The sequence below is a fragment of the Bradyrhizobium sp. USDA 4354 genome, assembly GCF_054060315.1.
The window spans coordinates 7,162,980-7,176,771 of sequence record NZ_JBSSDC010000001.1; the positions used below are offsets into that span (position 1 = coordinate 7,162,980).

Here is a 13,792-nt window from a genome sequence, read left to right on the forward strand (position 1 = left end):
GCAGCGGTCTTAGTTCAGGCCAGCGGATGATGGCAAGCCGCGAACTGGCCGGGTGCGACTTCGCGCAACTCCGGTATCTCCGCGCTGCATCGCTGATCGGCCCGAAGGCAGCGGGTACGGAAGCGGCAGCCGGACGGCGGCGCAATCGGCGATGGCGGCTCGCCGGTCGCCACACTCTCCGCGGGACGCACCTCCGGATCGGGCACCGGGATCGCCTGCAACAACAGCCCGGTATAGGGATGCGCCGGTCTTGCGAACAATTGCTCCGACGGTCCGACCTCGCAGAGCCGGCCGAGATACATCACTGCGACGCGGTCGCTGACCGCTTTGACCACCGCGAGATCATGCGCGATGAACAGCAGCGTCAGGCCAAAGCGCGCCTTCATCTCCTCCAGCAGGTTGAGGATCTGCGCGCGAATGGAGACGTCGAGCGCCGAGACCGGCTCGTCGCAGACGATGAATTCAGGGTTGAGCACCAGCGACCGTGCGATGCAGATGCGCTGGCACTGCCCGCCGGAGAATTCGTGCGGCAGGCGGTTCGCCACGATATCAGGGTCGAGCCCGACGGCAGAGAGCACGTCGTGCACGCGCCGCTTGCGCTCGGCGGCATCCTTGACGCCGGCGATGATCAGCGGCTCGGCGACGATGTCGCCGATGCGCCGGCGCGGATTGAGCGAAGCGATCGGATCCTGGAAGATCAGCTGCACGCGGCGGCGCATCTTGCGCAGCGCCTCGCCCTCCATCGCCGTGAGGTCCTCGCCAGCGAACAGCACGCGGCCCGATTTGGCGCGGCGCAATTGCAGCACCGCGCGCCCGAGCGTCGACTTGCCGCAGCCGGATTCGCCGACCAGCCCCAGCGTCTCGCCGCGCGCGACTTGAAGACTGACACCCGAGACGGCATGCACCGTCTTGTTGCCGAGACCATATTCGACGACGAGATTGTCGACATTCAGAAGCGGCTCGGGGCGCACGGCAAGCTGCATCATGCACCGATCCCTTCCGCCATCCGGATCGGATGGAAGCAGGCATAGAGATGCCCGGGCGTCTCTGCATCCCTCAGCTCGGGCTTGGCCTCGTGACAACGTCCTGCGGCATAGCGGCAGCGCGGCGCGAAGGAGCAGCCACGTAGCGGCCGTGTCGGATCGGGCGGGCGGCCGGAGATGGCCGGCAGCGGCGTATGCGGCGCGGCCTCCAGCTTCGGGATCGCCGCCAGCAGCGCCTCGGTGTAGGGCATGTGCATGCGCTTGAACAACGCCTGCGTCGGCGCGCGCTCGACCACCCTGCCCGCATACATCACCGCGACCTCGTCGGCACGGCCGGCGACGACGCCGAGATCGTGGGTGATGATGATCATCGCCATGTGCCGGCGCCGCTGCTCGCGCGCGAGCAAATCGAGAATTTGCGCCTGGATGGTGACGTCGAGCGCCGTAGTCGGCTCGTCCGCGATCAAGAGCTTCGGCTCGCACGACAGCGCGATCGCGATCGCGATACGCTGGCGCATGCCGCCGGAGCACTGATGCGGATATTGCGCGAGCCGCTGCTCCGGCGCGGGAATGCCGACGGCCGCCAGCAGCTCGATGCTGCGCGCCTTCGCGGCGGGAGCATCGAGCTCGAGATGCTCCTGGATCGTCTCCATCACCTGCGTGCCGATGGTCAGGACCGGATTGAGCGAGGTCATGGGGTCCTGAAACACGACCGCGAGGTCGCGCCCGCGCAAGCGCCGCAGGCGCTCGGAATCGAGCCGCACCAGGTCCTGGCCGTCGAACATCACGCGGCCGGTGAGCTTGGCCTTTTTCGGCAGCAACTGAAGCACCGCGCGCGACAGCATGGTCTTGCCGCAGCCGGATTCGCCGACGATGCCGAGCGTGCGGCCGGGGTCCAGCGTCAAATCGACATGATCGACGGCGCGGAGATTGCCGCGCGGGGTCGGCAGCTCGACCGCGACGTCCTCGATGGCCAGCAGCGGCACGCTCACAACGCCCCCTGACGCGGGTCGGTGAGGGCCCGCAAGGTGTCGCCGACGAGGTTGAAGGCCAGCACGGTCAGGAACAGTCCCGCCGCCGGCAGGAAGGCGAGCCGCGGCGCAACGTCAAGACTGTCGCGCCCCTCGCCGATCATGCTGCCCCAGCTCGCCATCGGCGGCGGCACGCCGAGTCCGAGGAAGGACAGCGCGCCCTCGACCACGATGGTGACGGCGACGCCGAGCAGGAAGAAGGCCAGCAGCGGCAGGATCACGTTCGGCAGCAGCTCGCGCAAGATGATGCGTGCATGGCTCGCCCCTAACGCCTCGGCCGCGATCACGAACTCGCGCCGCGCCAGCGTCAGCGTCGCCGCACGCGCCACCCGCATGAAGGCGGGGATGCCGAGCACGCCGAGGATCACGGTGAGATTGGGGACCGACTGGCCGAGATAGGCGGTCACGGCGAGCGCGAAGATCAGCGGCGGAAAGGCCAGCAGCACGTCCATGCTGCCGACCACCAGCGTCTCGACCCGGCCGCGGAAATAGCCGGCGAGCAGCCCGAGAGCGCCGCCGACCACGAGGCCGATCATCGGCGCGATCAACCCGACCGTCAGCGACACCCGCGCACCAAAGATCAGGCGGGCAAGCTCGTCGCGACCGAGCCCGTCGGTGCCGAGCCAGTGCTCGCTGGAGAAGGGGGCACGGCGCTCCAGCATGTCCATGTCGGTCGGGTTCTGTAGCGGCAGCACGGGCGCGAAGATCGCGAGCGCGAGAATGATCGCGAGCCAACCGCTCGCAAGCCAAAATAGGACGCCGAGCTTCCGCCGGCGAACGGGCGCGGACGCTGCCTCGTCCTGCATCGACAGCTCAAGCGTGGCCATGGCGGATCCTCGGATCGAGCACGGCGTAGAGCATGTCGACGATGAAATTGACGATGACGAAGCCGCAGGCGACCAGCAGCACCACGCCCTGGAGGATGACGAGGTCGCGGGTGTAGATCGCGCCGACCAGCAGCCGGCCGATGCCAGGCAGCGCGAAGATCGTCTCCACGATCAACGTGCCGCCGAGCAGGCGGCCGATATTGATGCCCGTCACCGTCACCAGCGTCAGCGACGAGGGCTTGAGCGCATGCACGAACAGGATGCGCGCCGGCTTGAGGCCCTTTGCCTTCGCGAGCGCGATATAGTCTTCCTGCAAGGTCGCGATCATGTCGGAGCGCAGCACCCGCATGATGCCCGGCCACTCCGCCAGCGCCAGCGTCAGCGCCGGCAGCACGAAGAAGCGCAAATTGGCCAGCGGCTCCTCGTTGAAGGGCACATAGCCGGTCGCCGGCAGCCAATGCAGCTCGACCGCGAACAGATAGATCAGCAGAATCGCCATCAGGAAGGACGGCATCGACAGCATGGCGAAGGCGCTGCCGGTCATGAAGCGGTCGAAGGCGCCGCCGGCACGGGCGGCGCAGCCGATCGCGACGGGAACGCCGATCAGGAGCCCGATGAACTCGGCCATCAGCATCAGCTGGAGCGAGACAGGAATGCGCTCGGCGACCGCCTGCAGCACGGTCTGACCGGTGCGGAACGAGCGGCCGAGATCGCCCTGCAACACATGGCCGAGCCAGCTCAGGTAACGCCACCACACTGGCTGATCGAGCCCCATGTCACGGCGCAGCGCCGCGACATTCTCCGGCGTCGCCTGGTCGCCGAGGATGACGAAGGCGAGATCGCCCGGCAACAGCGAGGCGATCAGGAAGGTGAGCAACGAGACGGCGAGCAGTACCGGCAGCATGGCAAGCAGCCGCCGCGCAACGAAGGTCAGCATCGCATGGTCATTCCAGCCAGGTGGTCGAGACGTCGATCACACCATTGTAGATCTTCGGAAAGCCCTTCAGCCTGGCGCTCGACAGTGCGTAATAGGTGTTCTGGAAGGTCCAGAACCAGATCGCCTCCTTGTTGATCAGGCGGCTGATGGCGCAGTAATCCTCTGTGCGCTGGCCAAGGTCGGCGGTGACGCGCGCATGGTCTAGAAGCTTGTCGAGCTCGGGATTTGAGAAGCCGGAGAGCGCCAGCGGGCTGCCGCTGCGGAAATTCGCGTACATCTGCGGATCCGGGTCGGCGAGATCGACGATGCGCCACGGCGTCAGCTGGAACTGACGGGTGAAAGCGCGCGACGGAATGGTGGCCTGGTCGACCTGCTCGATCTCCATGTTGGCGCCGACGCGCTTCCAGAACTGCTGGAGCACCTGGCCGATCATGCGGCCGCGGGGCGTTGCGGTCACCAGCATCTTGAACTCGACCGGCTTGCTGTAGTCCTTGATCAGCGCCTTGGCCTTCTCGATGTCGAACGGCAGTGCGCCGTCGTCCTTGCACTTGACCCAGGAGCCGTCGCCGTAAGGATTGCTCGCGGGTCGGCTCAGGCCGTTGCTGATCGCCTGCGACATTTTCGGACGGTCGATCGCCATCACCAGCGCCTGGCGCACGCGGACGTCGTCGAACGGGGCCACCTTGGTGTTAAAGGCATAGACCTGCGCGCCCGAGCCCTTGTAGGTGTGCACGGTGAGCTTGGGGTCCTTCTGCGCCTTCATGATGTTGTCGGCGTCGTTCTCGTCGTCCCAGATGATGTCGGCCTCGCCCGACTGCAGCGAGGCGAACCGCGACTGCGCGTCCGGCAGCGGCTTCAGGATGATGCGGTCGAGATAGGGGCGCCCTTTGTCCCAGTAGTTGGGATTCTTCTCCAGCACCATGCGGTCGCCGGCGGTCCATGATTTCAGGATGTACGGGCCGGTGCCGACGGGATTGCGATTGTAATCGTCGCCCTTGGTCTTCCAGGCGGTTGGAGAGTGCACCGCATTGTTCTGGCTCTGGATGGTGATCACTGCCGGCAGGTTCACGGAGGGGTCGGTGAGCTTGTAGACGACGGTGTATTCGTCGGGCGCCAGCACCTCCTTGACGTTGGTGATGTAGAAGGCGCAGCGGCACTTGTTGGCAGGGTCCTTTTGCCGGTCGAAATTCTCCTTGAAGGCCTGCGCGTTGAACGGCGTGCCGTCGTGGAATTTCACGCCCTCACGGAGCTTGAAGGTCCAGCTCATGTAATCGTCGGAATGCGTCCACGAGACCGCGAGCTTCGGCGCGGCCTCGCCCTTGTCGTCGAGCGTGGTCAGCGTGTCGAAGATCGCGGCGGCCGCGGTGAAGGTCGAGGTGTCGTAGACGCCGACCTTGAGCGGATCGAAGCCGGGAATGTCGAGCTCCTGGCCGACGGTGATGCTGCCGCCGGGCTTCTGCGCCTGCGCCGGCTCAACCAGCGGGAGAAGAGAAAATGCCGCAACAAGGAAAATCGGCGCCGTCTTGCGCGCCGCAGCAGCAATGTTCGTCATGGTTCCTCCCGGGATCCCTCGTCCGATGTTTCGGATCGTTGAATGACTCGGAGGCGAGCTTGGCGACAAATGCTCGCCACGGCAAGAGGAACACACGAGAGATCAAAACGCCGCATGCGCGCGTCGTCATGTTGCTGAAGATGTCGCGGCCGTTTTGCCTGACGGAATTGGCGCCCTGTCGACAAGGCCGATCTCCTCGCGCAACGCATGCGTATCCGCGCCGAGCACGGCCACCGTCTTGGCCGGCGTCGTGTCGGCCCCCGACATCCGGAATGGCAGGTTGAGCACCTGGAACGAGCCGCCCTCGTCCCGCACCTCGGAGAGCGCCTGGCGATGCGCAAGCTGCGGATCGGCCAACGCCTCGGACACGGTGCGATAGGCCGAGGCCGGCACGCCGGCAGCGCCAAGCGCGAGCAGGCATGCATCGGTCGAAAGCTGCCGCGACCAGACCTCGACGCCGTCCATCAACTCCGCCCAGTTCTCGCGGCGCGGAGCATAAGTGGCAAAGCGCGGATCGGAGATCCAGTCGAGGCGGCCGATCACGCCCATCAAGGCCTGAAACGTCTTCTCGCTGGCGATCGTGATCATGACATAGCCGCTTGCCGTCTCGGTCGGCCCGAACATCGGGCGTGGCGGCGGCGCCACCGCGAATTGAGAGCTCTGCAACTCGGTCAGCGTCAGCGACAGCATCGTTTCCAGCATGGAGACGTCGATATGCTGGCCAAGACCCGTCACGGTGCGCTGATAGAGCGCGGACGCGATCGCGCCGAAACCGTAGGTGCCGGTGACGACGTCGGCATGGTAGATGCCGCAATAGTCGGGCCTGATACGGCCGGGCTGGTAAGCCAGATGCGCCATGTCGTAGCCGGAAGCGGCGTGGATCACCGGGGCGTAGGCCGGCAGCTCGGCCGAGGGGCCGGTCTGGCCGTAGCCGGAGATCGAGCAGTAGATCAGCCTCGGGTTGACCGGGCGCAGCCTTTCGTAGTCGAGCCGCAGCCGGTGCATCACGCCGGGCCGAAAGTTCTCGACCAGGATGTCGGCGGCGGCGGCCAGCCGGCGCACCGCCTCCTTGCCATCCTCGGACTTGAGATCGAGGATCACGCTCTTCTTGCCGACATTGAGCTGGCCGAAGGCGGTGCTGCACCCCTTGCGCAGCGGCGGCCGGGTCCGCATCGTCTCCCCGCCGTCGGTCTCGATCTTGATGACCTCGGCGCCCATGTCGGCTAGCATGCGCGCGCAGTGGGGACCGGCGATCGTGGTCGAAAAATCCAGGACCCGCAGGCCTGCGAAAGCCTTTGTCGTCGTCCCCTCATGCTTGTCTGCTAGCTGCATGCTTGCTCACGTCCTTGGGTCTCTTAGGAACTATCGAAGTTCTTTGTTGTTGATGCGGCGACCCTAGAGGGCGGCGGCTGAGTAGGAAAGTGTTTACCGAGCAGACGTGCCGCGTGGGCGGGCTTTGGAATTCCAGCACAACTGGACCCGTTCTTGCATAGCAGCAAGCGGGGTCTGAAGAGGGCGGCTGTTCTTGAGGGTCTTGTTCGTCACCACAGAGATGGACGACTTCGTCCGCGTTGGCGGACTGGGCGCCGTTTCCGCCGCCCTTCCCCGCGCCCTTCGCTCCTTTGCCGATATCCGGATCATGCTGCCCGGCTATCGCGACATCATCGAGCAACTCACGCATATTCAGATCGTTGGCCGCTGTCCTGCGTTCGCGGAGATGCCGGCCTGTTCGCTCGGCCGGGCCGCGACCAAAGACGGCCTGCCGGTCTATGTGCTGTTGTGCTCACAGCTCTACGACCGGCCCGGCAATCCCTATGGCGATGAGTCCGGGCGCGACTGGCCCGACAACGATATCCGCTTCGCGCGCTTTGCCTCGGCGGCGGCTGAGCTCGCCATGGGCAAGCTGGACAAGAATTGGGCAGCAGACCTGATCCATGCCAATGACTGGCAGGCCTCGCTCGTGCCGGCTTACCTTGCCTGGCGCGGCGCCAAGCTGCCGTCGATCCTGACCATTCATAACCTCGCCTATCAGGGCCTCTTCCCGAAGGACTCGCTGCGGCGGATCGGCGCACCGGAGAGCTCCTTCCACATCGACGGCGTCGAGTTCTACGACCAGGTCTCCTTCCTCAAGGCAGGCCTCGTCTACGCTTCGCACCTCACCACCGTCAGCGGCACCTATGCGCGGGAGATCACCACGGCCGAATTCGGCTGCGGCCTGGAGGGACTGCTCCGCCTGCGCTCGGACGCCGCCGAGCTTACCGGCATCCTCAACGGCATCGACGAGAGCTGGGACCCGCGCTCCTGCGCCCAGCTCGCCCAGCAGTTCGGCGCCGGCGACTGGGTCGGCAAGAGGGCCAATGCGGATTACGTGCGCAAGCAGTTCGGCCTTGCGGTGTCGCGCGGCCCGATGTTCGGCATCGTCGCGCGACTCGTGCACCAGAAGGGCATCGATCTCGTGCTGGCGGCAGCCGACGAGATCATCGATGCCGGAGGGCAGATCGTGGTCACCGGCTCCGGCGAGCCGGCGCTCGAGCAGGCCTTGATCGACGCGCATCGCCGCCGCCCCGACGCCATCGGGGTCGTGATCGGCTTCAACGATGCCCAGGCACGGCGCATCTTCGCCGGCAGCGACTTCACCTTGATGCCGTCGCGGTTCGAGCCCTGCGGCCTCAGCCAGATGTATGCCCAGCGCTTCGGGTCGCTGCCGATCGGGCACCAGACCGGCGGCCTCGCCGAGACCATCACCGATGGCGAGACCGGCTTCCTGTTCTCGAAACCCTCGCGCGAATCCTTCCTCGGCGGCGTCCGCCGGGCCTTCTCGGCCTTCATGGCGCACGACCAGCTCGACTCCATGCGCCGCAGCGCCATGGGACGATCGTTCTCCTGGAGCATCTCGGCCGGCAGCTACAGCGCGCTGTACCGCAAGCTGGCGTCGGTGTGAGGAAGCGACGACGCTTCCTCAGACTCCGTCATTGCGAGCGCAGCGAAGCAATCCAGAGTCCCTCCGCAGAGACAGTCTGGATTGCTTCGTCGCAAGGGCTCCTCGCAATGACGGTATTTGTGGCGACCAGCAAGCACCTCACCCCTTCCCGCGCGCGTCCATCTGCGGCCGTCCGATCCAGGCGCGATTGAGACACCGTGTCATCCAGTCCGGCTGCAGCTCGCCCCGCAACCGCGCCTGCGCTTCCTGGTAGGGACCGACATAGCGCAGCCGATCAGGCAATTTCGGATAGACGCGCCTGATCCATCGCAGCGCATTGTCGGCGGATTGGATCTCGCGCTCGCCGAGCTCAAAGCCAAAGCCTGCGCGCAAACGCTCAGGGAGCATCCTCGCGGTGAGCGCGCGATACCATCGCGGTGGCCGCAACCACGGACGAGCGCCGCTGAATATCTGCGCAGCGATCTCGCGCGCCGCAGGGCTGACGGTCAGCGTCTCCGACTGCGCCATTGCCGTGGTGTAGGCGACGAAGCCGGACCAGTCCGCCGGCAAATCATCCCCCGTCAATCCGAACAGGGCGCCGTACAGCCTGGCCTCGCTCCAATAGCGATCGCGCTCCTCCGCCGAGAGTGGCGGCAGCACCAGATCATGTACCATGAGCGCGGTCTCGACCAGCGTCGCATGGACCCAGCGCAGCGCGGGGATGTCGTTGGCGCAGTAGCGCGAGCCGGCCGCGAACGGACCCACGGCCTCGGGCATCTCGCCGACGATCATGCTGTGGCGCCGATGCAGCTGCCGGGACGACAGCAGCGCCCGGTCCAGCGAGCCGAACACCATCGTAAAGACGATGTCGAAGGTGCGGTGGAAGCGGCCGATCGGGTCGGCAAGGGTGCGCGAATGCTCGGCGATCGCCGCCGCCACCCATGGATGGGCCAGCTGCAGCAGCAGCGCACGGCCGGCGCCGAGAAAGATCACGGCCTCCCGGTCGATCCGCCAGGTCAGCGAGGCCGGACCGAACACGCCCGCGATCGGTCCCGCCGCGTTGGCACGCAGCGTATCGAGCGACTCCTCCAGATCTTTCTCGGCGACCAATTGCAAGCCTCGCGACGAAGACACGGCGACCATACTCCGGACCGCGCGCCTGCGAAATCGTCGTCGTGCAAAGCAATGACGAACAAGGCCCTCATTCCGCGGCCATCGGCATCTCGTCCATATGCTCGTGCAGCACCACGCCGGCGAGCGGATCGAATTCGCCGATCCAGGGCTTGCGCGCCAGTACCGATTTCGTGTGCGCATAGCCAGCATGCCAGCGCCGCGTGATCCCGGACGGACTGAAATCGATATCCTTGGTATGGGTCTCGCGCTCGAGCTGCGGCGCCAGCAGCCGCACCACATGCATGCGGGTCGGACAGCCGTAGCTCATCAGCTCCATCACCGCGGGATCGTTGCGCTCACTTTCCGGAAGCCGCGCCGCAAGCTGGTTGATCACATGGCGCAGGCGATGGGCCTGCTGCTGTCGCACGATCTGGCTGGCGATGCGGCTGGAATATTGCACGTCCTTGTGCCGGTTCAGCACCTCCGCCATCGTGGTCGGCTCCGGCCCGACGGGATTCCACAGATGCACGGAGAAGATCAGCGAATCCCGGCGTGGATTGTCGTCGAACACCGCCTCCGTCGGCGTGTTCGACAGGATGCCTCCGTCCCAATAGAGCTCGCCGTCGATGCGCACCGCCGGGAAGGCCGGCGGCAGTGCGCCCGAGGCCATCACATGCTTCACCGTCAGTTCGCCGTCGCGGCTGTCGAAATAGCGCATTTCGCTGGTGCCGACATGAGCCGCACCGACCGTCAGGCGCGGCGCGCAGCGATTGGCCAGATCGAAATCGACGAGCTCGCTCAGCGTCTTCTCGAGCGGAGCGGTCGAATAATAGCCCGCGTGATCGGCACCCAGCGGATAGGAATCTCCGGCATGTGCCAACGGATTGGGTCGGAAAAAACCCGGAATGCCGTGGGTTACCGTCGACCAATAGGCCAGCTTCTCGTCGAAGCCGGGAAACGTGGCGCGCCAGTCCCAAACCGGCTGCTGCTCCATCCGCTTCCAGAACTCCCTCAAGCGCGCGAGCCGGTGCTCCCTTGCGTTGCCGGCGATCAGGCTCGCATTGATCGCGCCGATCGAGGTGCCGATGATCCAGTCCGGCTCGATGCCGGCTTCGTGCAAGGCCTGGTAGACCCCGGCCTGGTACGAGCCGAGCGCGCCGCCGCCTTGCAGCACGAGCACGACCTGACCCGGCAGGTCCATGCCCTTGCGCTGCACATTGTCCTGCATGCCGTTCATGTCTCGCTCCTGTCGAGCCTATGCTTATCATTCGTCAGGCGTAAGGCCATTGTGGCGTCCCGCCGTTCTCGGCGATTGCCGGGCCTTTTGGAAATGCCGGCTGGCTTCCATAACCATACGCATGCGCTATTGAGCCCAGGATGTCATTCCCCGTCCGGATCGGCTAGATTCCGGTCGATCCTGCTGGGGAGCCGATCCATGGAAATGCATCAGGTCCGCTATTTCCTTGCGGTAGCGCAGCTCTTGAACTTTACGCGCGCCGCGGAGGAATGCAACGTGACGCAGCCCTCGCTGACGCGCGCCATCAAGCAGCTCGAGGCCGAGCTCGGCGGCGACCTGTTCCGCCGCGAACGGCCGGCGGCGCAATTGACCGAGCTCGGCCAGCGCATGCATCCGCTGCTGAAGCAATGCTACGACGCCGCTACCGGCGCGCGCTCGCTCGCCTCCTCGTTCAAAAGCGGAGAGATCGGTGCGCTCCGCATTGCGCTGACGCATTCGATCGACCTCGCCTTGCTGATTCCGCATCTCAACGAGATCAAACGGCAGTTCAATCGGCTCGAGCTGCGCTTCCTGCGCGGGACCAGTCGCGAGGTCGGCGACTTCCTCAAGAAGGGCGAAGCCGAGCTCGGCATCGCTGCGGAGATCGACGAAGCCTGGGAGCGGCTCGACGTCTGGCCGCTGTTCACCGAAAACTTCGAGCTCGTCGTCTGCGACCGACACCGGCTGGCCGGCCGCAGCTCGATCGAACTGGACGATTTGCGATCGGAGCAGCTGCTGAGCCGGACCTTCTGCGAGCACGCGCGCCGCATCTCCGCGAGCCTGCGCGAACACGGCATCGACATCGAACATGGTCACGAGGTCGCGAGCGAGCGCGACCTGATCGAGCTGGTCGAGGCCGACCTCGGCGTTGCCATGGTGCCGCACACCTCACCCGTGCCGGAGCGACTGACACGCGCCGCAGTCTCGGGGCTGGAGGCCCGCCGTACCGTCAACCTTTATGGGGTCGCCGGCCGGCAACGCACGGCCGTGGGCAATGCCGTGATGCGCTTGCTACGCGGCGCGGACTGGCGGGAGATCGCGGGGTAGCAGGGCAAGCGCTTTCGCCCCAGGCGAGATGCGCATTGCTGTGCCCTCGCCCCTTGTGGGAGAGGGCAGCGACGTTGGCAGACCCGGACTCACTTGGGTGAGGGGTATCTCTCCACGGACGTCGGTGCATGGCGCTAGATACCCCTCATCCGGCGCCGTAGCCGATGCAAAGCATCGGCGTTCTTAGGAACGGCGGCCGAGGGCCGCCTATGCCACCTTCTCCCACAAGGGAGAAGGGAAGAGAGCGCGCCTCAATTCTCCCGGCTCGCGCTCTCCAGCGCCTCGATCAGATCGTCGATCTCCATGCGTTTGCGAAAATCCGGATCGACGAAGCGGGCTTTCACGATGCCGTCGCGGCCGACCACGAACACGGCCGGGATCGGCAGCATCCAGCCGTCATTGCCGTGGAACTTCGCCATGTCCTGATACGACAGCAGTTGCTGGATCTCGGCACCGAGCCAGATCGCAAGGTTGAGCGACAGCGCATAGCCGTTGTCGAGATCGGTCAGGATCGGAAACGGCACGCCGGATTCGGCCTTGAGCTGCCCGGTATATTCCTGCGTCTCCGGCATGATCGCGACGACCTGCGCCCCCATGGCCTTGATGCGGTCCAGCGCCTGCACCACGGCGCGGACATTGAGCCGGCAATAGGGACACCAATGGCCGCGAAAGAACATCACCGCGACCGGGCCCCGCTCCAGCAGCGCGGGCAGCGTCACGAGGTGCCCGCCCTCGTCAGGCAACATGAACGGCGGCATCGCATCGCCCGGACGCGGCGCGGTCTCGCCACCGCCGTTTCCGCTCAAGCGGATCACCAGGCGATCGACCGCATCGCCATAGGCTGGAAACACCTCGCGGCTCGCGTCGGCATAGGCGCGCAGCTGCTCGTTCAGCGTTCCCTCCATGTCGCGGCAGCGCTGGAAGGCGAGCCTCAGTCGATCGGCGTCGGCTGGCGTGAGAGACGTCATCGTTCTGCTCCGGCATTCCTGCGGCGGATACTAGTTTCCCGGTTCGGCCGCCCGCAAGGGGCGGCCCGCGATGCCAGGACCGGCTCAATTCACGTAGAAATTGCCGGTGGGATCGAGCCGCCCTGACGTGGAGTACAGCGTGCCGTTGTCCATGAAGAACACGGTGTTATCAGGTACCTTCTTCGCATGCTTCATCATGGCCTCGTGGTTCTTCTCGGCCGGGGCCATGGCCATCGCCGACATCTTGCCGGGCCCGCCATAGACATAGGCCATGCCGGCCTTCAGATCCCAGGCCGCTTCCGAGAAGGCCGATGTCGCGATCACCGCGAAGGCGGCGGTAAAAACCAGGGTCTTGGACACTTTCGTCATGGGCTGCTCCTTGGGAATTGACGTGAACGCCCGCCAATCGGGCGCGCTGCCATCGGACGCCAGATGCTGCGAAGGCGGAAATGCCGATGCCCAATCGGTTCGATAGCCGCCGCCTATCGGCATAGCGCCGGGCTATCGCATCGAGAGCAAGCCGGCATTTCAAGGTGGAGACGGTGTCGACGAAGCTCCTGCCATAGCCGGCAACCATCATGGTTGCGGCCAACAGAGGAGACTTTCCATGTCAAGGCATCTCACAGTGTCGCGCGTGGTTTGGACAGGCGTTGCCGTTCTCGGGGCGCTGACATTTGCAACGCCGGTCTTGGCCGGCGAATGTCCGGCCGGCAAGATCAGGCCGAACGCACAGCAGATGGTCGACCACAAACCCGTCGGCGTCACCGATGTTACGCTCGGGGCGATCGACCTGGGCAAGCAGCCAGCCCATATCGAGGGCCGCGAGCTGCGCTTCCGCAAGCTGACCATCGCGCCCGGCGGTATCGTGCCCTGGCACAGCCATGACGACCGCCCTGCCCTGATCTTCGTGCAGCAGGGCGAGATTGTCGAATACGCCTCCAACTGTCTCGATCCGATCGTGCACAAGGCCGGCGACATCCGCCCCGAAGTCTACGGCACCTCGCATTGGTGGAAGAACCTCGGCAAGGAGACGGTCATTCTCTATGTCGGCGACGTCCGCAAGGATCCCAACGACCATCATATGTAACGAGCGCCGAGTGTGCTGTCGTTCCGGGGCGCGAAGCGAACTCTGGTGCGC

13 protein-coding genes are annotated in these 13,792 nt (G+C 65.6%); 3 read left to right on the forward strand and 10 right to left on the reverse strand.

Features of this window, described 5'->3' with window-relative positions; all coding sequences use genetic code 11:
- Positions 1-14: 14 nt before the first annotated feature.
- The 6 genes from ACVIIV_RS33270 to ACVIIV_RS33295 form a co-directional block, all read right to left on the reverse strand.
- Entirely contained in the window at positions 15-986 is a 972-nt protein-coding gene (locus ACVIIV_RS33270; protein ID WP_456747958.1) for an ABC transporter ATP-binding protein, read from the reverse strand.
- Positions 983-1,975, reverse strand: a complete 993-nt coding sequence (locus ACVIIV_RS33275; RefSeq protein WP_456747959.1) for an ABC transporter ATP-binding protein — start codon at positions 1,973-1,975, stop codon at positions 983-985. Before ACVIIV_RS33275 ends, ACVIIV_RS33270 begins: the two co-directional genes overlap by 4 nt.
- The gene (locus tag ACVIIV_RS33280; protein WP_456747960.1) at positions 1,972-2,841 is read right to left on the reverse strand and encodes an ABC transporter permease; all 870 of its coding nucleotides are present in this window, start codon (positions 2,839-2,841) and stop codon (positions 1,972-1,974) included. Before ACVIIV_RS33280 ends, ACVIIV_RS33275 begins: the two co-directional genes overlap by 4 nt.
- Positions 2,828-3,778: an ABC transporter permease gene (locus tag ACVIIV_RS33285; protein WP_456747961.1), complete on the reverse strand. Its 951-nt coding sequence runs from the start codon at positions 3,776-3,778 to the stop codon at positions 2,828-2,830. Before ACVIIV_RS33285 ends, ACVIIV_RS33280 begins: the two co-directional genes overlap by 14 nt.
- Before the next feature lie 7 nt (positions 3,779-3,785).
- Positions 3,786-5,330, reverse strand: coding sequence for an ABC transporter substrate-binding protein (locus tag ACVIIV_RS33290; RefSeq protein ID WP_456747962.1), 1,545 nt, complete (start codon positions 5,328-5,330; stop codon positions 3,786-3,788).
- A gap of 126 nt (positions 5,331-5,456) precedes the next feature.
- Complete coding sequence (locus ACVIIV_RS33295) at positions 5,457-6,662, reverse strand: CaiB/BaiF CoA transferase family protein (protein ID WP_456747963.1); 1,206 nt, start codon at positions 6,660-6,662, stop codon at positions 5,457-5,459.
- A gap of 193 nt (positions 6,663-6,855) precedes the next feature.
- Between ACVIIV_RS33295 and glgA the strand changes: the two genes are divergently transcribed.
- Positions 6,856-8,271, forward strand: coding sequence for a glycogen synthase GlgA (gene glgA, locus ACVIIV_RS33300; protein WP_456747964.1), 1,416 nt, complete (start codon positions 6,856-6,858; stop codon positions 8,269-8,271).
- A 138-nt stretch (positions 8,272-8,409) separates the two neighbouring features.
- Here the strand turns inward: glgA and ACVIIV_RS33305 are convergent, their stop codons facing one another.
- Positions 8,410-9,360, reverse strand: coding sequence for an oxygenase MpaB family protein (locus ACVIIV_RS33305; protein ID WP_456747965.1), 951 nt, complete (start codon positions 9,358-9,360; stop codon positions 8,410-8,412).
- A gap of 91 nt (positions 9,361-9,451) precedes the next feature.
- Positions 9,452-10,600, reverse strand: coding sequence for a DUF3734 domain-containing protein (locus tag ACVIIV_RS33310; RefSeq protein ID WP_456747966.1), 1,149 nt, complete (start codon positions 10,598-10,600; stop codon positions 9,452-9,454).
- Positions 10,601-10,798: 198 nt separating this feature from the next.
- Between ACVIIV_RS33310 and ACVIIV_RS33315 the strand changes: the two genes are divergently transcribed.
- Positions 10,799-11,686 carry a LysR family transcriptional regulator gene (locus ACVIIV_RS33315; RefSeq protein ID WP_456747967.1) on the forward strand — a complete coding sequence of 296 codons (888 nt, stop codon included), beginning with the start codon at positions 10,799-10,801 and terminating at the stop codon, positions 11,684-11,686.
- Between the two features lie 251 nt (positions 11,687-11,937).
- Here ACVIIV_RS33315 and ACVIIV_RS33320 read toward each other — a convergent pair whose 3' ends face one another.
- Together ACVIIV_RS33320 and ACVIIV_RS33325 are read right to left on the reverse strand one after the other, a co-directional pair.
- Complete coding sequence (locus ACVIIV_RS33320; RefSeq protein WP_456747968.1) at positions 11,938-12,654, reverse strand: peroxiredoxin-like family protein; 717 nt, start codon at positions 12,652-12,654, stop codon at positions 11,938-11,940.
- Positions 12,655-12,738: 84 nt separating this feature from the next.
- Entirely contained in the window at positions 12,739-13,023 is a 285-nt protein-coding gene (locus ACVIIV_RS33325; RefSeq protein WP_456747969.1) for a hypothetical protein, read from the reverse strand.
- A 238-nt stretch (positions 13,024-13,261) separates the two neighbouring features.
- On the opposite strand from ACVIIV_RS33325, the gene ACVIIV_RS33330 reads away from it, so the two are divergent.
- A complete protein-coding gene (locus tag ACVIIV_RS33330; RefSeq protein ID WP_456747970.1) occupies positions 13,262-13,741 on the forward strand; it encodes a cupin domain-containing protein in 480 nt (159 codons plus the stop codon).
- Positions 13,742-13,792 lie beyond the last annotated feature (51 nt).